The 22,168-nt window shown below is 49.6% G+C and carries 9 protein-coding genes; 7 read left to right on the top strand and 2 right to left on the bottom strand.

From position 1 onward, the window contains the following. The first annotated feature begins 38 nt into the window (after nt 1-38). Genes KUA49_RS03240 through KUA49_RS03210 form a run of 7 tightly spaced genes read left to right on the top strand, consistent with a single transcriptional unit; the run spans nt 39 to nt 17,466 of the window. Complete coding sequence (locus tag KUA49_RS03240) at nt 39-2,936, top strand: hypothetical protein (RefSeq protein ID WP_218412045.1); 2,898 nt, start codon at nt 39-41, stop codon at nt 2,934-2,936. A 24-nt stretch (nt 2,937-2,960) separates the two neighbouring features. Continuing rightward, nucleotides 2,961-6,344, top strand: coding sequence for a SusC/RagA family TonB-linked outer membrane protein (locus tag KUA49_RS03235; RefSeq protein WP_218412046.1), 3,384 nt, complete (start codon nt 2,961-2,963; stop codon nt 6,342-6,344). Between the two features lie 23 nt (nt 6,345-6,367). Beyond that, nucleotides 6,368-8,182: a RagB/SusD family nutrient uptake outer membrane protein gene (locus KUA49_RS03230; RefSeq protein WP_218412047.1), complete on the top strand. Its 1,815-nt coding sequence runs from the start codon at nt 6,368-6,370 to the stop codon at nt 8,180-8,182. Between the two features lie 51 nt (nt 8,183-8,233). Then, a complete protein-coding gene (locus KUA49_RS03225) occupies nt 8,234-10,384 on the top strand; it encodes a fasciclin domain-containing protein (protein ID WP_218412048.1) in 2,151 nt (716 codons plus the stop codon). A gap of 57 nt (nt 10,385-10,441) precedes the next feature. Continuing rightward, nucleotides 10,442-12,304, top strand: coding sequence for a fasciclin domain-containing protein (locus tag KUA49_RS03220; RefSeq protein ID WP_218412049.1), 1,863 nt, complete (start codon nt 10,442-10,444; stop codon nt 12,302-12,304). A 28-nt stretch (nt 12,305-12,332) separates the two neighbouring features. After that, nucleotides 12,333-15,623 (top strand): SusC/RagA family TonB-linked outer membrane protein, encoded by a 3,291-nt coding sequence (locus KUA49_RS03215; RefSeq protein ID WP_218412050.1) that lies wholly within the window; start codon nt 12,333-12,335, stop codon nt 15,621-15,623. A 31-nt stretch (nt 15,624-15,654) separates the two neighbouring features. Then, nucleotides 15,655-17,466: a RagB/SusD family nutrient uptake outer membrane protein gene (locus tag KUA49_RS03210; protein ID WP_218412051.1), complete on the top strand. Its 1,812-nt coding sequence runs from the start codon at nt 15,655-15,657 to the stop codon at nt 17,464-17,466. Nucleotides 17,467-17,672: 206 nt separating this feature from the next. On the opposite strand, the gene KUA49_RS03205 is transcribed toward KUA49_RS03210, so the two are convergent. Together KUA49_RS03205 and KUA49_RS03200 are read right to left on the bottom strand one after the other, a co-directional pair. Further along, entirely contained in the window at nt 17,673-18,530 is an 858-nt protein-coding gene (locus KUA49_RS03205) for a DUF4923 family protein (RefSeq protein WP_218412052.1), read from the bottom strand. A 708-nt stretch (nt 18,531-19,238) separates the two neighbouring features. Continuing rightward, nucleotides 19,239-22,055, bottom strand: a complete 2,817-nt coding sequence (locus KUA49_RS03200) for a M16 family metallopeptidase (protein ID WP_218412053.1) — start codon at nt 22,053-22,055, stop codon at nt 19,239-19,241. Nucleotides 22,056-22,168 lie beyond the last annotated feature (113 nt).

The following is a 22,168-nucleotide window of genomic DNA, read 5'->3' as shown; positions in this document are numbered from 1 at the left end:
GTTAACTAGCAATAAACCAAACATCAAATAAATAAAACATGAGCAACCGTTTAATTAAAGATTCGCATTTCGCGATCATCGGTATGTGCGCAGCATTGGCTCTAGGTGGCTTCAATGCCTGCACCGACTCTTACGACCTTGACGAACAGGGAAACAATCCTGAATGGTTGGGCAAGAGTATCTACGAAGAGCTGCAAAACCCTAGCGGTACCAGCCTTCAGGGTACTTTCAACACCTACCTCAAGCTGATTGACGACCTGGGTTACAAGGAAGTGATGTCGAAGACGGGTTCAAAGACTGTGTTCGTTGCCAACGATTCAGCTTTCAACAAGTTCTTCGAAAGTAATTCATGGGGCGTACGTTCGTACGAAGAGCTGACTACCCCTATGAAGAAACAACTCTTCTATGCTTCCGTGCTGGATAACGCTATCCAGACAGAGATGCTTTCTAACGTGGAAAGCAACGGAGGCGTCCTCTCTAGAGGTATTGCACTGAAGCACCAGACTTCTGCCAATGCCATTGATACGGTATATCATTTCTACAACCGCGGCGTGATGCCACAGAACAACTCCTACTGGGATAAGTATATCGACGGCATCGATGTGGTGATGGACAACACCCGTCCGATGATGGTACACTTCACCCAGGAGCAGATGCTGAACAACGGTATCACCGACAACGACTTCTCTGTGATCACCGGTCGTCCTTACGATGGCAGTACCTACATCTTCAAGAACAAGGTCATCGCCAGCGACATCACCTGTCTGAACGGTTACCTGAACCAGACAGACGGCGTAATCGTGCCTCCAGGCAACCTGGCACAGATGCTTCGCGAAAGTTCGGATACAAAATGGTTCAGCCGTATGCTCGACCGTTTCTGTGCACCTTACTACGATGCACAGACCACCCTTAACTACAACGACAATGCCAAGCTCAACAACACCCACCAGATTGACTCCATCTATCAGTGGCGTTACTTCAGCGAGCGTTCGCAGGGAACCCAGGCATTGGAGCGTGACCCACAGGGCGTGAAGCTTCCAACAGACAAACTCTTAAGATTCGACCCGGGATGGAACCAGTATTACAGTTCATACGGCACCATGCTCGCCGATATGGGTAGCATGTTTGTTCCTACCGACAAATCAATAAAAGACTATTTCACCAATCCGTCTAACGGTGGTTACAACATCATGAAGCTCTACGCCAAGAAGCCAATCGATGACAACGACGATCACTTCGCAGAGAACCTGGATAGCATTCCTAGCAATATCATCCGTTCGTTCGTGAACAACCTGATGAATGCATCCTTCGTACAGTCAGTGCCAAGCAAGTTTGGTACCATCATGGACGAGGCGAGTGACCCTATCGGCATCACAACAGGTGACATCTGCAAGACCACCAACGGCGCATACGACGTGAGAATCGCCAACAACGGTGCCATCTACATGCTCGACCGCGTGGTTCCACCTATTTCATATAATATCGTATCTACCCCAGCCCTGCTGCGTAAGGCACGCGACCTGGGTGTGATCAACTGGGCCATCCAGGACAAGAGCAACCTGAAGGTGAACTTCTATGCCTACCTGCGTGCCAGCACAGCCAACTATGCGCTGTTCCTGCCAGACAACCACGCTTTCTGCGGCGGTAAGGGTGTATCTACCGATTTCTACTATGTAGATCCGGTTTCCCTGGGCAAGAACTACAAGGAAGGTCCTCGAGTGCTCCACTTCTATTATAAAGATGTGAACAAGGACAATATCATCTCGGCATCTGCCTTCAAGTACAACCCTACCAATGGTTCCATCAGCGAAGATTCAACCATCGTAACAGTGGGTGAGGTGACCGACCGACTGATTGATATTCTGAACTATCACACCGTATCTCTTGCACAGGGCGAGAAGTTCGGCAAGAACAGATTCTACAAGACCAAGCATGGCGGTGAAATCGAAATCAGCGGTACAGGCGTTGGCGCTACCGTGAAGAGCGGTGCTCAGATCAACGGCATGGCAGGCATGAACTTCGCTTTGCCAGCTTCAGAAATCAAGGAAGCCACTACCGACTACAGCAATGGTAGCACCTTCGTCATCAACCGCGTGATTCAGGCTCCACAAACCAGCGTATTCGGCTGCTTGAACAACCACAGCCAGTTCAGCAAGTTCATGGAATTGTGTATGCCAGCCGACTTGAGCTCTATCCTTACCAACATCGGTATAAAATCAAGCGAGCAGAAGCAGTTCACCGTGTTCACCAACCAGTTTGATGCAAACATCAACACGAACAAGCAGTACGACTGCCTCGATTACAACGTAGCGTTCTTCAACACATACAACTACACGCTGTATGCCCCAAACAACGAAGCTATGGACGAAGCCTTCAAGCGCGGTCTTCCTACCTGGGAGCAGGTGCAGCAGGTGCTCGCCGAGGCAGAACATGGTTCAAGCGACCAGCAGTTGGCAGCCAAGGCAAAGGCAAAGGATATGGTGGAGGCCATCAGAAACTTCATCCGCTACCACTTCCAGGACTTCGCGCTCTATGCCGACAACACTGTGGATTTCGGAGATGCTCCTGAAACCAACGGCAAGTACCGCTTCCAGACATCCTGCGTAGATGGTACCATATATAAGCGCCTGAACGTGAGCGGTGGAAGCGACAAGCTCCATGTAACCGACATCGCCGGCAACACCATTACCATTAATGGCAACGACAGCAAGAAGCTCGTGAACTACATGACTCGTGACTACACCTTCTACAAGTCGATGATCAACACCTCATCGTTCACTGCCATCCATGAGATTTCCGAGCCACTCTGCATCAACGAAAGCAAGCGCTACGACGACCGCTTTGCCAGCAACACAGAAGCTGCCAAGAAGGCAAGCATCAAGCGCCTCAACGCTTTGTACTATGCCCAGAAGCACGGACAGAAGTACTACAAATAAATTCACAATCAAGCATGTAATATAATGAACAATATAAGAACATATCTTACAGCAGCCGCCCTGTGCAGCACCATGACCATCGCCGCCCAAGGGCAGCGTGTATCAGGTACTGTATCCGACGAGTTTGGTCCTGTGATTGGCTGTAACGTCATCGAGAAGGATGCCAACAACCGTAACGTCAACGCTACTGTTACCGACGTGAACGGTAACTTCCAGCTGACAGTGAAGAATCCAAAGCACAAACTCGTTGTCACCTTCGTGGGTTACAAGCCATACTCTAAGGTGATCGGCTCACAAACCAACTTCGAAATCCAGCTGAAGGATGAGAACCAGATTGAAGCAGTTACCGTGGTTGCCAAGCAGCGCTTCCGTGGCGATGGTTTGAGCATTCCTAAGAACGAGCTTTCTGTGGCTACACAGACCTTGAACATGAACAAGGTGGATGGTCTTGCCTTTACCAGTGCCGACGAGGCGCTGCAGGGTCAGATTGCAGGTCTCGATATCGTGGCCAACTCTGGTAACCTGGGTGCCGGTACTACCATGCGTATGCGTGGTGTAACCACCATCAACGGTTCTTCTGAGCCTCTGATCGTAGTTAACGGCAACATCATGGATGTGCCGGGTGCCGAGAACACCGACTGGTCAACCGCTACGGAGGAGACCTACAGTTCTCTGCTTTCCATCAACGTGAACGATATCGAGAGCATCGACATCCTGAAGGATGCTGCCGCTACCGCCATCTGGGGTGCACGTGGTGCCAACGGTGTAATCAGTATCAAGACCAAGCGCGGTAAGCGCGGAAAGATCCGCATCAACTATAACTTCATGCTCCAGGGCACCTGGCAGCCAGATGGTTACAATCTGCTTACCGGTGATGAATACACCATGCTGATGAAGGAGGAGTTGTACAATCCTACACAGAATCCTTCTGCCACTACCAACATCAACGAGTTGAACTACAACAAGAGTTGGGCAGAATACAACAACTGGAATGACAATACCGACTGGGTAGATGCAGTGCGCAAGATGGGTTGGAACCAGACACATGGTATCACCATCTCGGGTGGTGGCGAAAAGGCTACCTTCCGTATCTCTGCCAACTACGACCACCAGTTGGGTACCATCATCAAGCAGCAGCTCGACCGTTTCTCAACCCGCTTGAGTTTGGATTACTACGTGAGCGACCGCATCAAGTTCTCTACCGAGTTCCCTCTTACTTATACCAAGAACCAGAAGAACTACGGTAACAACATTCTGGGCAAGGCTTTGCAGATGGCTCCTAACATGAGTATCTACCGTGAGGATGCCAACGGCAACGATACCAACGAATACTACATCATGCTGCCGGAAGGCAAGGAGGGTGCAGGTTCTACCGTGAGCGGTACTTCTTCAGAGCAGTTGAAGTCAGTGCGCGGCATCGGTAACCCTGTTGCCATCGCCAACCTGGCTTACGACAACGAGACCACCTATCGTATCAACCCTGAGTTCAAGCTCAACTACTATCTGATGGGTACAGAGGAGCGCAAGACACGCCTCGACTACGAGGGAAGCGTTTATCTCGATGTCTATTCAAAGAGCAACCCTACCTGGTATCCAGGTACCCTTTCTACAGCAGGATGGGAGGACGGTAACTACAACCGCTATGCGATGGACGACTACAACTCGCTGGCATTCACCACCCGCCACCAGCTCATCTTCACCCCTTGGTTGGGTAACGACCTGGCTTGGACGATGCTGGGACGATGGGAGATGACCAAGGGTAACGGCTACGGACAGAACGTAACCGAGAACCAGTTGCCAGACGGCGTAAGCTCACCTACGGTGCCAGCTTACCTCCGCAACATGTCAACCAGCAACGGCGAGTGGCGCGGTATGAGTGGTGTATTCTCTACCCACATTTCTTATAAGACCCGTTACAACGCCGACTTCACCGTGCGTGCCGATGGTACAACCAAGTTTGGCAAGAACAACAAGTGGGGTTACTTCCCTGGTGTATCCGTGCGTTGGAACATCAGCGATGAGCCTTGGATGCGCTGGTCACGCAATGTACTCTCCATGCTCGCCGTACGCCCATCATGGGGTGTGAACGGTAAGGCTCCTAGCAGCGAGTACCTGCAGTATGCCAAGTATGTGTCAGGTAACATCTATGGTAACGGTACTACTACCCTGCCAGCTACGAAGGTAGATGGCTTGCAGCTGGTAGATTTGAAATGGGAGAAGACCACATCATGGAACCTCGGTGCCAACCTGGGTCTCTTCGATGATAAGCTGGAGGCTGACTTCAACTACTACTACAAGAAGACCAACGACCTGCTGAACTCAGGTGTGAGCATCGCCTCACAGACAGGTTTTGCCAAGCTGGCATGGAAGAACATCGGTTCGATGGAAAACAAGGGTTGGGAGTTGAACATCCAGGGCAACCGATTCATCAAGGCAGGCAAGTTCTCTATGAGCGCCAGCTTCAACGTGGCTCAGAACTTCAACAAGATTACCGAGATGGATCCTACCGTGCTCGATGGTATCAATGAAGACTGGACAGCCGACAGCCGTGGTAAGTACTTCAAGCGCATCCAGGTGGGTAACGCACTGGGATCAATCTTCGGATTGCGTGCTCACGGAGTATATCAATATACCTACGACTACCTGACCAACCTCCGCCGCCAGAACAACTGGAGCAACAGCCAGCTGGTTGACTACATCAACAACGAGTTCCTGCCAGCAGGCAAGACAGCTCCTGTGGCACTGAACAAGGAAGGCAAGGTAATCACCGGTTCCGACGGTTCACCATTGCGCATGACCTACAACTCAAGCAACGGTAGTGAAACCTACAAGTTCGACGGTGGTGACGTGATTTACGAGGATGTGAACAAGGATGGTACCATCAACTCACTGGATATGGTATATCTGGGCAACTCAAACCCTAAGTTCTCGGGAGGTTTCGGATTCACCTTCAACTACGGCGACTGGTCATTGCGTACCAACTTCGTATTCCGTACCGGTTTCAAGGTAGTGAACTTCGCTCGCATGGGCTTGGAGAAGATGTATGATACCACCAACCAGAGTTCTGCCGTGAACTGGCGCTGGCGCAAGAACGGTGACCAGACAGAGATACCACGTGCACTCTATAACTATGGTTACAACTGGCTCGGTAGCGACCGCTACGTGGAGGATGCTTCCTTCCTGCGCTTCAGCTACGTAAGTTTGAGCTACAATGTTCCTAAGACATTCCTGAAGCAGTTTGGTCTTAACCAGATGCGCTTCGACCTGAGCGGCCAGAACATCTTCGTATGGAGCAAGTATAGCGGCACCGACCCTGAGCATGCCAACAGCGGCTGGAACTTCGCTTCCGACAACTCGCAAACACCACGAAGCAAGTCATTCACACTCCGTATGACGCTCGGTATTTAACCCATCTTTAAATAAAGATAAAAATGAAGAAAAAAACAAACCATATCATCAAGAGCCTGGCGGTAGCCTTCCTCGGAGGCTTATCACTCTGCTCATGCACCGACTTCCTGACGATTTACCCTACCGATAAGACCGTGGGTGAGAACTTCTGGAAAAACAAAGACCAGGTTGACCAAATGGTCACAGGTGCCTATACTGGAATGATTTCTGGTTCCAACATCGAAAGATTCATCATGTGGGGTGACTATCGCTCCGACGTGTTGAGAAAAACCAGCGCATTGGATAATACCACACTGGATAACATCACCAACGTGGATCTCTATCCTAGCAGCGGTTATAACTCATGGTCATCTTTCTATTATGTCATCAACACCTGCAACCTGGTGATGAACCATGCACAGGATGTACTGGCTGTGGATCCTGACTATACCGAAGGTGACTACCAAACCACCCGTGCGCAGATGCTCGGTCTTCGCGCACTCTGCCACTTCTACCTGGTTCGCACCTTCCGCGACGTGCCATACGTAACCAAGGCGTATGAAAAGTCAGACGACCTGACCCTCGACGGCCAGCTGGCACCTGATTCTACCCTGCAGCTCTGCATCAACGACCTGGTAGAAGCAGAAAGAGGTTGCTACAAGTACGGCACCTTCGCCGCCGACGACTGGCGCAGCGTAGGCTTGCTGAGCAAGGATGCCATCAATTCCATCCTCGCCGATGTATATCTGTGGCGTGCTTCACTCTGGAGCCAAACAGACAAGGAGAAGGCAAAGACCTACTATCAGGCTTGCATCAACTATGCCGACAAGGTGATTGAATCTCACAAGAGATTCTACGAGAACAACTACAAGGGTTCTGCATCCAGCGATAACGCTACAGCTCCTTACTATCTGTTGAGCGGTAACAAGGCATTCTACCAGAACTTCGTGGAAGGCAATTCACGCGAAAGCATCTTCGAACTCCAGTTTGATGGAACCAGCAACGTGAACAACCTCGTTCGCCAGTACTTCTACAAGCATAAGGACGCAACATCAACCTACGGTATGCTTGCAGGAACCATAGCAGTGGGTAACTCTGTAGGCGACAGCCCTACACCAGCCAAGTCGAGTGCTTCTACCTCTGCCTTGTACCAGTCGGAGAACGACTATCGCTTCTACGACAACAGCTATGGTGTGAACGATGCCAACTCCTCATCCTTCCCAATCAGAAAGATGGTGTATAACATGCAAGCCTATTCTATGATTCCTACCAGCAAGCAGGGATACACCTATTTCCAGACACGCGGTTTCGACAACTACAAACAGAACTGGATTGTATATCGTATCACCGACGTGATGCTGATGAAGGCAGAAGCCGAGACACAGTTGGCTGGCACCGATGCCAACAAGCTGAAGCATGCCTTCCAGATTGTCAACGCCGTGAACAAGCGTTCGCTTGACCCATTGGCAGTAAACAAGGATTCATTGGTTTATAAGGATAACTACGACAAGCAAGCCAAGCTGGAACTGCTCTGCCTCCAGGAAAGAGGTCGTGAGCTTCTCTACGAAGGCAAGCGCTGGTACGACCTGGTTCGCTACAGCTACCGCCATATGACGGGTGTAGATCCAACCAAGACCCTCTACGAGATTGACCCTAAGGGTAGCCTCTATCCTACTTTGGATAATGCCGACAACGAATTCAAGAACATTCTGAATGCCAAATACGGTACAGGTGTCATTAAGTTCAAGAACGAGGCATTCCTCTACTGGCCAATCCTGCAGCAGGAAACCAAGAACAACAAGTTGATCCATCAGAACCCGGTTTATGTGGAGACACAGACTTCCGAGCGACAGGATTAACAGCATCATTACACATTATTATATATATACATTAATAAATAGTATAGCAATATGACTAAGTTCATTCATAAGATAGGAGGCATGATGGCACTCGCAGCACTGGGTGTTGCGTCATTCACATCTTGCTCTGAAGAGATTGATGACAGTAACCTCTATACTTTCACCGGTCAAACCGTCATCGACTATCTGCGCAGCGACTCAACCTTGAGCGACATCGCCAGGATTTCCGACTATGCAGGTATGTCTGACCGCTTGTCTGCCTACGGAACTTACACCTGCTTCGCCCCAACCAACGAGGCACTCGAGGTTTATATCGACTCACTCTACAAAGATGTGAAGAGCGGCGATAAACACAATGGTCTTTATACAGGTTATGGAGATAAAGTACCAGCAGACAGCGTCATGAACCTCCTCTGGAAATCAGAAAAGCGTGATTCCCTCTGCAAGGACATCATCGAATCGCACGTAACAGGTCAGAAAAAGACCACCAACGACTTCCTCACAGGTGCCGACATCACCATGATGCTGGGTAACACCCATACACCAAAGCGTGTAAATGGCGAAATAACCATGGATGGTACCACCCATTTCATCAAGACCGACCAGGAAGTGGAAAATGGTATCGTGCAGGTAATCGACCGCCTCTTCTACCGCTCAACCAACTACATCATCGACGAGATGGATGCAATGGGAAGCTACAAACTCTGGGTAGAAGCCTTGAGAAAGACAGGTATCGACAAGATCTTGCAGGAAAACATCCGCACCAAGGGAATCAGCTGGTTCAACATCGAACCAGAAACCAAGTATCCATACGCCGACTACCCAACCAAGTGTAAGGTGGGATTCACCATCTTTGCAGAGCCAGACGAAGTACTCAAGAAGGAAGGCATCAACACCTTTGCTGATTTGGTAGAAAGAGCCAACAAGGAATATGCAAATTGCAAGAACTGGTATAGCTATGTGGAGGATGCAGGCATCAACGTAAGCACCGGCAACGACTACACCAACCAGTGGAACGCCCTCAACATGTTTATCCGCTACCACATTCTGCACTATGCACTCTCTACCGACAAGCTCGTTTATTCATACAACGAGTTGAAGGATATGGATGTATATGAGTATGTTCGCACCCTGTTGCCAGGAACCATGTTCAAGCTTACAGGTATCAAGGATCCAGGTGGTAACGTAGGTGAAATCCGCATCAACCGCCAGCTGAACACTCCTACCCTGACCAGCGACCCAGGTAACACCAACCGCAATGGTACAGCTTATCTGGAGGCAAACAAGGTTATTGACGAAGGTATCCTGGTAGGTAACACCAAGATCAACTCACGCCAGGCAAGCAACGGTTACGTTCACCCTATCAGCGGTGTACTCGCTTACAAGGAAACTGTTCCTAACAAGGTGCTCAACGAGCGTCTCCGCTTCGAGTTCATGTCACTCTTCGATGAAAGTATGACCAACCGCTACAGAGGTTACACCGGAGCCGACCTGAAGTCATTCTTCGGCCGCACCGACCGTAACATCACAGCCGTTCGTATCCCAGAGGGTTACTTCGAGAACATGGTTATCTACAACGGCGAGGCATCTCGCGTATATTATCTTACCAAAGACGAGGCAAAGGTAGGACAGGGTTCAAGCAACGACTGCTGGAACGACTACCAGGGCGATGAGCTCTACTGTAAGGGTGCATACGACTTCGCCATCAAGTTGCCTCCAGTACCAAAGGATGGAACTTACGAGTTGCGCTTCGGTTATGTGAACAACGGTGCACGTACCATCGTTCAGTTCTACCTGGGTCACTCTTCCGACCGTTCAACCATGACTCCATGCGATATTCCATTGGATCAGAACGTACAGGCAAGCTCAGTAACCGTGGGTTGGACAAACCCAAATACCGATGGTGACAATGGTGCAGCAGTGGATAAGGCGATGCACAACCGTGGATGGATGCGTGGTCCTAACTACTTCGGTAACATGAAGTATGGCGAGGGTACCCTGGCACGATTCAACGGTACAGGTGGCCAGCAGCACATCCGCCGCATCGTAACCAAGCAGTACTTCAAGCAGGGTGAAGAAAACTGGTTCCGCTGCAAGACAGCGATGCCAGAGAACACTGAGGCACAGTTTGAGCTCGACTACATCGAACTTGTACCAGTAAGCGTATATAACAACCCTTACCTCACCGAGGATGTATTCTAAACCTCACCGAGGACGTATTCTAAAAAAATAGAATCCAAATCAAGTAAAAAGAATAACATGAAAGTAAGATATATATTAATGACAGCAGCTGTAGCCTTGGGGCTCCAAGGCTGCAGCGACTGGGATGACCATTATGATGCCAACGGCAACAACATCCTGGGTTCCGACGCTACCCTCTGGGAGCAGATCAACAGCCGACAGGAGTTGAGCAACTTTGCCACCCTCCTCAAGAAAGTTGGCTACGACCAGGCGCTCAATACCAACCAGAGCTTCACCGTATGGGCACCCAACAATAATGCCTACGACTTCGAGAAATACAACGCCATGAGCGACAGCTTGCTGAAGGCAGAATTCCTCAACAACCACATCGCACGCGGCTATCACCGTGCATCGGGCGACATCGACGAGCGCATCCACTTCCTCAACAAGAAGGTGTTAGATTTCCAGGGCAGCGACAACAGCTACGTGCTCAGCGGAGAGGCAGTGGACAGCACCAATATCCTGAGCAAGAACGGCGTGATGCACCTGATGAAGGGCATGATGGATTTCCGTCCTAACTTCTATGAATATTTCGCCCGCGAGCACGAGGGTGGCGTGACCACCAACTCGTTGAAGGATATCTTCATGAGCAAGATGAAGCGCGAGATTGATAAGGACAAGAGTGTGGAAGGTCCGATGAAGGATGGTGAAGTTACCTATCTGGATACAGTTTATACAGAATACAACCAGATGTTCACCCTGCTCAATGCCCAGCTCACCAGCGAAGACAGTACCTACACGATGATTGTTCCTAGCGACAAGGCTTGGAAGAAGGCTTACAAGCACGTGGAGGCATACTTCGACTATCCTGAAAGCTTCGAGCCATTCACCCTTACCAACGATGAGAAGACAGGTAAGCTTACCTACACCATCGCATCAAAGGTAAACATCGATGCCGACAGCTTGAAGAAGGAGCATACCATCCTGAGCATCCTGATGCCATTGATATTCAGCAACACCGTGAACCCAGCACTGAAGGGTGGCAACATTCCAACCGGTGCTACCGACTCTATCCACAGTACAACCTATGTGTATTCATACAACACCTTGAACTACATGAGTCCTAACAGCAGCCGCGTGGATGATGCCGCAGAGCTGTTTAAGGGTGCTACCAAATACAACATGAGTAACGGTACTGTATGGTTAACAGGCGATTCACTCTACGCACGCCCATGGTCAAATTGGAACCCTACCATCCACCTGAAGGCTCAGTACGGTAACTATCAGGCAGGTACCAGCAACGTAACCCTGACAAAGACCGTGACCGTGGGAAGCAGCGACCGCAACCCAAGCGTAAAGGGTTCCATGCACACCCCAGCGTTCTATCAGGTATCATCAGCCATCAACGAGCGCCCAGAGGTATTCCTCTACGCTCCACAGGTTCGATCTACAGCATACGCCGTATATCTGACCATGGTTCCTGCTACCATCAACGATACCACAGCCGTACCAACCGAGCAAGCCATCGCTCTGCGTACCATCATGCACAATAGTAAGGGTGGTGCTCCTAAGGCACAAGCCAGCACCGGATATCCAACTCCAGGTGCCCTGAAAAAGGATTTCGACCACATGAACAAGAACATGGGTGCGGTGAAATTCGATTACGGAACCAAGGAAGAATCCAAGATTCTGACCAAGTACATGGGTATCTTCAAGCCAAACATGAGCTACACCGGTCTTCAGAACGACCCAGCTATTCGCCCTGTGTTCAATGTATATTGCAGCACACGTACCCAAGGTGGCAGCACTGAGCTCCGCATTGCAGGCATCGTCCTGGTTCCTCAGGAGGCAGTGGAATACTACATGAAAAATGGTATGATTAGCGACTACACGGGCGACATGCCAGAACTCTTCTGGAACCTCACCGGCTCCAGCAATTAATCAAACATGAACTCAACATTTGAAAACAATGATAAATTTCAGAATATTGGCAATCATGGGCTTGATGGCTGTGGCAGCACAGGTCAACGCCCAGGAAGCAACAGATGACGCAGCAAGTCAGAAGAAGACGGCAGCAGCTCCTAAGTTGCCTGAATACCCTATGATGGAAATCACAGGTACCATCTACGATGCTGCTACAGGAAAGCCACTCAGCGGTGTACAGGTTCAGCCATTGGGCAATGCCAACTATGCTGCCATGACCAAGGACGACGGTACCTTCACCATCAAGGTGCCTACCTTCACTACATCGCTCTATCTCTTCACTTCGCAGTATGCCAGCCAGCAGGTTTCCATCGCAGGTAAGAGTCATATCACTGCCAACATGCTCAGCGACAAGTTCAACGAGATGTACACCAACGGTACACAGCTCGGAGGCGCTGCCAGCGTAAAGACCGATAAGACAACCACACAGATTTCTGTTGAGGACCTCATCAGCGAACAGCTCGGCGGCGACGTGCGCACCATCAAGCGCTCAGGTGCTCCTGGCATCGGTTCTGCCATGTTTATCCGTGGCTTGAACTCGCTCAATGCCAACGCCCAGCCACTGGTAGTAGTGGATGGCGTGCCAATGGACATGCAGTATAACGGCACTTCGCTGCAGACAGGTATGTTCAACAACCAGTTGCTGAACATCAACCCTGCCGACATCGAGAAGATTTCTGTATTGAAGAACGGTACTGCCATCTATGGTGCCAAGGGTGCCAACGGCGTTATCGTCATCGAAACCCGCCGCGGTCACAGCATCGCTACCCGCATTGACGCCAACATCGGTGTGGGCGTGAACCTGGTACCAAAGCTTCCTAAGGTGATGGATGCCAACCAGTATATGAGCTATGCCACAGAGATGCTGGGTACTTATCCGGAAATCAGCAAGATTATGGAGAACAATAATCTCAATTTCCTGAATAACGACAAAAACAATTACTATTATAATGCATACCACAACAACACCGACTGGAGCAAGGAGGTTTATGAAGAAGCCTTGAGCCAGAACTACAGCATCAACGTGCAGGGTGGTGACGATGTGGGTATGTACAACCTCTCTCTGGGTTATACCGACGGCAAGAGCACTGCCAAGAAGAATGGCTTCAACCGCCTGAACATCCGTTTCAACAGCGACTTGAAGATTACCAAGGGCTTCGCTACTGAGTTTGACGTTGACTACGTGAAGTTGAGCCGCGACCTCTTCGATGATGGCGCTCCTAGCGACTTCAGCAAGGGTACCGTGACATCTCCTACACTCCTGGCACTGATCAAGTCGCCTATCCTCAACCCATACGTATTCAACAAGACCACAGGTCAGTTGTCTTCTACCCTCTCTGAGGCAGACGACTTCCTGAGTGCACTGGATCCCAACCTCTCGCTGGCAAACCCTACTGCCCTGCTGGCAAACGGCAGCGGCAACAACAAGAACCGCATGGAGAACTCTATGTTCCACGTGCGCATCATGCCTAAGTTCGACCTGGGCAAGGGTTTCAAGCTTTCAGAGAACATCAACTATACGTTAAACCGTAACTCCCAGCGCTACTATCGTCCGAAGGGCGGTGTGCCAACCTTCTATGTAGAGGGCTTGGGTATGGTGCAGACCTTGTCTGCTTCCATCTTCGCCAAGGAAGAGACCGTGATGAGCGATACCCGCTTCGATTTCTCACGCATCCTGGGTGCCCACACCATCGACGCCATGGCAGGATTCAGATACCTGAACTACGGTTATGAGATGAACAACCCTACAGGACAGTATCAGAGTGCCGGTAACGACCTCTTGCCAAACGTATCCAACAGCATGGACTTCAAGGATGCCAAGGGTGAGGATTACAAGAAGACCAGCCTTACCTGGTATGCACAGGCCAACTACAACTACAAGAACCGCTACTTCCTGGAGGCTCAGGCAGCCCTGGAGAGCAGCAGCAGCTTCGGCGACAAGGCCACAAGCCTGCGCATGGGCGGTGTAGCATGGGGCTTGTTCCCTAGCGTACAGGCAGGTTGGGTGATGACCAACGAAGAGTGGTTCCCACAGAACATCGGCCTCAACTATCTGCGCCTGAACGCCGGATTCGAGATAAGCGGTAACGACGATATCAACAACAAGGCGGCACACACATCGTTCGAGGTATTGAAGTTCCTGCACAACGCCATCCCTGCCGTACAGCTCAACAACATCGGTAACGAGAATGTGACCTTCGAGAAGACCCGCCGCATCAACCTGGGCTTCCAGAGCCAGTGGCTCGACAACCGCCTGGGCTTAGGCTTCAACTACTATATGAACCATACATCCGACCTCCTCACCATAAAGGATTTCACCACTCCTGTGGCAGGTGTGAAGAGCTATTGGAGCAACGAGGGTTCTATGGACAACACCGGATTTGAGGTAAGCCTCAACGGTAAGCCAGTGGTAAGCCGCAAATTCACCCTGGAACTGGGTGCCAGCTTGGGTCACTACAAGAACGAGATCAAGAGCTTGCCTAACGAGAAATACGTAGCCATCAACGGCAATGCCAAGGGTGCCAAGGGTTATACCTCTTCTATCTATGGCAGCGGCAACGTGGCAACACTCGTAGGTCAGAGTGCCGGTGTATTCTACGGATACAAGACTGCAGGCGTATTCGCAACAGATGCAGAAGCAAAGGCTGCCGGAAAGGACGGTTATCTCTACCAGCTCGACGAAACCGGTGCCAAGAAGTATTTCAAGGCTGGTGACATGCACTTCGTTGACCTGGATGGCGATGGCTGCATCGGCGAGAACGACAAGACCATCATCGGTAATCCAAACCCGGATATCTATGGTAATGCATTCATCCGCGCCTCTTACGGTAACTTCACACTCTCTGCAGTGTTCGGCTACTCTGTAGGCAACGACATCTTCAACTACCAGCGCAGCGTAATCGAGGGTGGCAAGAACTTCTACAACCAGAGCACTGCCCTGGTAAACCGCTGGAGAAGCGAAGGTCAGGTGACCAATGTTCCTCGTATATCTTACGATGACGAGATGGGCAACTCACGCTTCAGCGACCGCTGGATAGAGGATGGAAGCTATCTGAAGCTCCGCTCACTCAACCTCAACTACAAGGTGCCTGTAAGCACATCCTGGTTGCAGGGTCTTCAGGTTTGGGTAGAGGCAAACAACCTCTTCACCCTGACCAAGTATCTGGGTGGCGACCCTGAGATGTCAACCTCCAACGCCGTGCTCTATCAGGGCATCGACACGGGTAGCATCGCATCAGGACGCACCATCACAGTGGGTTTGAAGCTTAATCTCTAATAAAAAAGTACAATCACAAAGCATCAAAATAATGAAAATTAAATATTTCATAGCAGCCACCCTGGCTGCCATCACATTCAGTTCATGCAGTGATATGTTCGATGATGGATCTAATCGTTACGTCTATAATCCGGAACTCAACGAGAAGGTCGATTCTATGTTCTATATCAACGGTATCTTGAAAGGTGTTCAGCAAGCCATCGACCAGAATGTGCTTGTCAATGAGCTTCGTGGCGACCTCGTGTCGCCAACCTCTCATGCCTCTACCGACTTGCAGCGCCTGGCAGCCTTCGACTATGCCGACGGCAACAAGTATGATTCTGCGTATGTTTATTACCGCATCATCAACAACTGCAACTACTACGTGGCTCACCGCGACACCACCCTTGCCACCGGTTCAAGCCTTGTGGCAATGAAGGAGTATGCCGAGGCAAAGGCCATCCGTGCATGGGCTTACCTGCAGCTGGTTCGCAACTATGGCAACGTGCCTTTCTACACCCATCCTCTTACCGATATCTCATCGGTAGAGGGTGCTGCCAACCTGGAGAAGAAAGACCTGAACGGCATCGTGGCTGCCCTGGCTCCCGACCTGGAGCAGTATGTGAACCTGCCAGTGCCTAGCTGGAAGGAGTTTGACCTGGGTATGAGCGACGCCGGAGAGCAGAAGAAGGTAACCACATCGCAGATGATGATTCCGGTACGCCTCATCCTTGCCGACCTCTATCTGGAGTCAGGCAACTATGCCAAGGCGGCAGAGCATTACTTCAATTATCTGAAGCAGAACAAGGAGCGCCTGCGTTCTTATCTGGCTGACTGGGCGAATTATCCAACCTATTCGGATCTTCCAACCTCAATGAGAAACGGACAGAGCTGGTTTGTTTCAAACGGCGACTGGTCAACTACCTACAGCCAAGATGCGGAAACCATCACCTTCGTGGCTATGGCAACCAACAAGTTGCGTGGTGAGATTACTGCCCTGCCTGGTTTGTTTGGTTACAACTACTACACTGCGGCAGACGGTTATCGCTACAACGTTGAATCTGCCCTGGTAGCATCTGATTCATACCTCGCTCTGTCTAACAGTCAGAACTTCTATTACAGAGTGGGTAGCGGTAAGAACGCTGTTTACGCCTACGCTTCTGTGGGAGATATGCGTTATCACAGTTCTTACAACCGTGTGAGATCGGATAAGAAGACAGATTTGGTTAACATTATCATGAAATATGAGAATGCGAACATTCCGCTCTATCGCACCTCTGGTGTTTATCTGAAACTTGCCGAGGCAATCAACCGCATGGGACATCCTGACGTGGCATTCGCCTTGCTGAAGGATGGCTGGAACCACAAGTTGGAGCAGGATACCACCTATATGACCCAGGAAGGTATCGAGTTCCTGAAGACCACCGTTCCTTTCCTGACGGCTGAGAACCGAGTAGTGTTCAACGATGAGGACGAATCTAGGGAATACAGCATAGGTAGCCAGCCACTGCATGCCCGTGGTGCCGGTATGACCCAGGGTAACCAGTCGCTCTACAAGTATCGCACAGAGATTGATAAGAAGTTGGCTGAATTAGGCAAGAGTTATCCTGTGAACGCCACAGCATCAGATAGCTTGAAGATTGAGCAGGATGCCGTAGAAGACCTTCTCTGCGACGAGATGGCATTGGAGCTTGCCTTTGAGGGCAGCCGCTTCAGCGACCTTTGCCGCATCGCCCGTCACAAGAACAATGATAATCCTTGGGGCAGCAACTATGGTTCTCTCTGGCTTCGTGATAAGCTGAAGTTCAAGAACTCAGTGCTCGACTTGAGTGATCCGAACAACTGGTTCATGCCATTCAAGTAAAAAGTTGGTAATATGATTATATAAAAAAATCCCCCATACACTCATTTGCGTATGGGGGAATTTTTATATCCCGAAGCGTGTCAGCGTTTCATGACGCACCCTTTTTTAATCCGCTAGGCGCTCGCCGGATTTGAAACCCGGCGTTAAAAAATGTCCTAACCTATTTAGGCTCTGCGGATTTGAAATCCGCAGCAAGGGAGTATGCATTACTTAGTCATTTCAAAACCTACACGCATGCCATCGTAGCTGTTGGCGATGGTACCCACTGCGCTGAGAGTAGAGCTGCCCTTGAAGGCGCTGAGCATCTTGATGAGGTTGAGAAGCTTCTTCTGGTCGAAGAGAAGGCTGATGCCATTGGTGGTCTTGGTGGCATAACCCGAAGCACTCAGCAGAAGGCCCTTCAGATGGATGGCATGAGTCTTCTCATCAAAGGTATAGGTGCCCTGCCATGGCTTGCCGTCAATCTGCGCAGAGAAGTTGCCGTCGGTGGTGAAGGTGAACTGGGTGTTTGAACTGTTGAAGCCAAACTTATTATAATAGGTGCTCAACTTCTCCTCTACCTTGTTGGCAGCAATCTCGCCACCCGCCTTTGCCAGCAGGTTCTCTGAAGTGAAGGCGCATCCTGGCTTGCTGTACTTCCAGGTATGAGCGCAGAGATCTTCCTTTGAAAATGTGCCCGAACCGATTACATTGTTCAAGAGGCCACTGATGATGCTACCAATAGATGTGGTGGTAGCAGCAGTGGCAGCAGTGGCCGAAGAAGTAGCACCAGTGGTTGCATCTACAGAAGTGGATGTAGATTTCTTGGTAGAAGTCTTGGTGGTTGACTTCTTGGTAGTCTTGGTGGTTGATTTCTTTGAAGAAGATTTCTTGGTTGGTTTCTTTGAAGAAGATTTCTTGGTTGATTTCTTTGAAGAAGATTTCTTGGTTGATTTCTTTGTAGTCTTCTTCACTGGCATCAACTCCGATTTAGAGGCATTGAGCGCTGCCTCGTTCATGGCGCTAGCATTGCTGCCTACTGTGCATGCGAGCACGAGGGCAGCCGTCAGAATTACCTTTTTCATTTTATTTTCCTTTTACTTTCTATATTATCTTATTCTTATACCAAATCTTATATCGATATTCACGCTTTCGGGTGCAAAGTTCGGCATTTTTTGGGAAATAACAAAGAGAAATCCCCTTTTTTTCTCTTCCAGCTTTCCTATTTTTCCTATTCATCCTCTGTTCATCATCAGCATCCCTTCTAATTACCCTGCACGATTTATAGACGGATGGGGGTGCAGATGGTTTATTCAAATGCTGATTTTCGTGCAAAAGCTAGTGCAAATGATTCATCTTTTTGACTTAAATCAAAAAAGAATAATAATTACCCCAAAAATATCGTTTTGTGTACCGAAATGTTATCAGAATGTAATATCTTTGCAGCGTTAATAAAAATACAATAGGTTATGAATGATTTAATTAAGGTAAACACGAGTAATGAAAATCAGGCATTGAACAAGTGCCAGCAGATTCTTCAGGATCGCCGCGAGGCCCTTGCCTCTAAGGCAAAGAGAAGAGATTAAGTCCTTCACAGCAAAAAGAGAAGAGATGAATTTCTTCTAGGTTTATGAAGCAGACAAGGATTTGAATCCTTCGAAGAGAGATTTTTTCAGAATGACTCTTAATTTGAAAAGGTAGTTTTTGGGAAAAGAAAGAAAAAGTAAAAAACCCCGTTGCCGGAACGTTTCGTCTGGCAACGGGGCTTTTTCATATCTTACTTCTTATTCAAGTTACTTATTCTTCTCTGCCTTCATGATTACCTCGAAGTGGTTGCCACTCTTCAGTACCACGTTCTTCAGGAAGTCTGAAATCTGCTGGGCAGTTACCGACTTCACCATCTCACGGTAGTTGGTGTGGGTATCTACCTTACGCAAATCATACATGCTCAATACCTGCATCCAGTAGCTGTTGGTCTTCTCATCAACACCAGCCTGCTTCAGCAGAATCTCCTTCACCTTCTGCAAATCGTTGGCATCAGGAGCAGCAATCGTCTCCTCCATACCCTTGAAGAAGCAAGGAACAGCTGCATCTACCTTATCTGGGTTCAACTGAGCCGTACCGTTGATGGTAAGTGCCAACTTGCCGTCGTAATCGAAAATCAAGCCGCAAGATGCACCAGTGCTGTAAGCAGCACTCAACTCCTCACGGATGCTGCGCAGATACTTCATCTCCAACAGACGGGCAGAAATATCAGCCAATACGGCTGTCTTCTGAGTATAAGCAGGCAACTTCACGAACCACATCTCGCGTGCCTGGCTCTGTGGATTCTCCATTGCCTTGGTAAAGATGTTCTTCACCTCGCCCTTAGCGTATGGAATCTTCTGGTTCTTCAGCTTCATGCCCTTGTTTGGCAGAGAAGCGATATACTGCTCGATGAGTGGCAGGAGTACCTTCTCGTCGTAGTTACCTACAAAATAGAAGGTGAAGTCCTTGGCATTGCCATAGAGCTGCTTCTGCATGTCGAGCACACGGTCGTAGTTGATGTTCTGGATATCCTCTGCATTTGGAAGAAGAGCCAGCTTGTTGCCCAGGTAGAGAGTGCTCTGGATAGAATCCTGATATACCATGTTAGGGTTGTTGCTCTTGTTAGAGAGCACGGTAACGTAGGTATTCTTCAGGTTCTCGAATGCCTTCTCGTCCTTGGTCAGGTTGGTCATCGAGAGATAGAGAAGCTGCATCATCGTCTCCAGATCCTTAGGAGTAGAAGTACCGGCGATACCGTGACGGAAAGGACTCATGGTGAGACCTACGCTGCACTGCTTACCAGCCAGCATCTTCTGCAGGTCGTTGCCTGTGAAACCAGCCAATCCGCTTACTTCCCATACGGTAGAAGCATTGGCAGCGTTAACAGGGTCGTTCTGGAATGCAGAGTAACCCACGTTGGCACTTCCGGCAACACGAATCTCATTATCCTTATAGTCGGTCTTCTTCAATACCACCTTGGCACCGTTAGAGAGGGTGAGCTTCTTGAAGCCGAGCACCTTGTTCTCTACCACCTTCTTGATGCTGCCAGCCTTAGGAGCTGAAGCCATCAGTGGTTCCTGCTTCACGTTATCCACATAAGCCTCCAGCTTCTCGCCGCGTACCTGCTTCACGATGGCAGCAAGTTCCTGCTCTGTAGGATAGCTTACGCCCTCTGCCTCCTTCATCAGCACCATGCTCACAAAGTTGGTGTCGGTTTCTGAAATCAGATTCTTCATCGCATCGTTGATGTGTTCAACAGTAAAGCTTGGCACTATCATCTGATAAATCTTGTACTCATCTTCGAGAGATGGGATTGGCTCGTTGTCTGTGAAGTGATCCACATACTGGGTAGTAAACTGCTCGTTCTTCATCTTGTTGCGGTTCTCATACATGGTTTCCATGCCGCTCATGAAGTTCTCCTTGGCACGTGCATACTCTGTGGCTGTGAAACCGAAGTCGCGTACACGCTTTGCCTCACGCAGGAAGGCTGCATAAGCCTCCTTTACCTTGCCTGGCTTAGCCACACCCGAGATAGAGAAGGCATCCTTGGTGCCTGAAATGAGGTAAGAGCCGATGCCTGCGCTTCCCTGGAGGAATGGGCAATCTGCCTCACGTGTCTGCTCTGCCAAGCGGGCATCGAACATCGAACCTACTACGCTGCGGAGGTAACCCATGACGAGGTAGGCCATGTTGCCTTTCAAGGAATCAGGATATGCATCGGTCTTCATCATGATATTGATCATGTCGAACTTCTGCTCCTTGTTCTTGTCGATTACGTAGATGGCTGTATCGTTGTCAGCCACTGGCACTGGCACTACCTTGGCAGCATTCTTAGGCACCTTGATGCCAGAGAAGAGTTTCTTGATCTGTGCTTCTACATGATCTACATCGATATCACCCACGATGATGATTGCCTGGTTGTCCGGACGGTACCACTTGCGATAGTAAGCACGCAGGGTTTCAGGGTCGCATCCATCGACGACGCTCATCAAGCCGATAGGCATACGGTATCCGTACTTCTCGCCCTGGTAGAGCTTAGGCAGGTTGCGCTCCAACATGAGCTGCTGACCCACCATGCGCAGACGATACTCATTGTGTACCACATCGCGCTCATCGTTGATGGCCTCCTTGGTCAGCGAGATACCGTTGCTCCAATCCTTGAGGATGAGCATGCAGGAATCCACTGCTGAGGTGCGGGTAGTAGGAACATCGGTGAAATAATAAACGGTTTTGTCGATGCTGGTATAGGCATTGAGGTTGCGACCATACTCCACGCCGATGCTCTGCAGGTAATCCTGGAGGGAATTGCCCTTGAAGTGCTCGGTGCCATTGAAGGCGAGGTGCTCCAAAAGGTGAGCCAAACCGCGCTGGTCGTCATTCTCATTGATAGAACCCACTTTCTGAGCGATGTAGAAACTAGCCACATGCTCAGGGAAAGCATTATGACGAATGTAGTAGGTCAAGCCATTCTCAAGATGACCGATCTTCACATTCTTGTCCACTGGGATAGGAGGCATCTGTGCCATCGCATTTCCCACAGAGAGCAGCAGCAGTGCCGCTGCGAAAATCTTTCTTAATCTCATTTTTTCTCTGCTGAATATTAATAAATATGCAATTATTAGTTATTTCGACTGCAAAATTACTCAAAATAAAAATGATTTGCAAGTATTTGGGAGATTATCTTCCCAAATACCTG

Source organism: Segatella copri (assembly GCF_019249655.2).
Lineage (GTDB): Bacteria > Bacteroidota > Bacteroidia > Bacteroidales > Bacteroidaceae > Prevotella.
The sequence above is the reverse complement of the archived record's forward strand: the minus strand, read 5'-3'. Positions and strand labels throughout refer to the sequence as shown.

Coding starts and splice junctions, on each gene's coding strand:
- KUA49_RS03205 (WP_218412052.1), bottom strand. CDS start 18,530: ATGAAAAAGGTAATTCTGACGGCTGCCCTCGTGCTCGCATGCACAGTA.
- KUA49_RS03235 (WP_218412046.1), top strand. CDS start 2,961: ATGAACAATATAAGAACATATCTTACAGCAGCCGCCCTGTGCAGCACC.
- KUA49_RS03210 (WP_218412051.1), top strand. CDS start 15,655: ATGAAAATTAAATATTTCATAGCAGCCACCCTGGCTGCCATCACATTC.
- KUA49_RS03240 (WP_218412045.1), top strand. CDS start 39: ATGAGCAACCGTTTAATTAAAGATTCGCATTTCGCGATCATCGGTATG.
- KUA49_RS03230 (WP_218412047.1), top strand. CDS start 6,368: ATGAAGAAAAAAACAAACCATATCATCAAGAGCCTGGCGGTAGCCTTC.
- KUA49_RS03220 (WP_218412049.1), top strand. CDS start 10,442: ATGAAAGTAAGATATATATTAATGACAGCAGCTGTAGCCTTGGGGCTC.
- KUA49_RS03215 (WP_218412050.1), top strand. CDS start 12,333: ATGATAAATTTCAGAATATTGGCAATCATGGGCTTGATGGCTGTGGCA.
- KUA49_RS03225 (WP_218412048.1), top strand. CDS start 8,234: ATGACTAAGTTCATTCATAAGATAGGAGGCATGATGGCACTCGCAGCA.
- KUA49_RS03200 (WP_218412053.1), bottom strand. CDS start 22,055: ATGAGATTAAGAAAGATTTTCGCAGCGGCACTGCTGCTGCTCTCTGTG.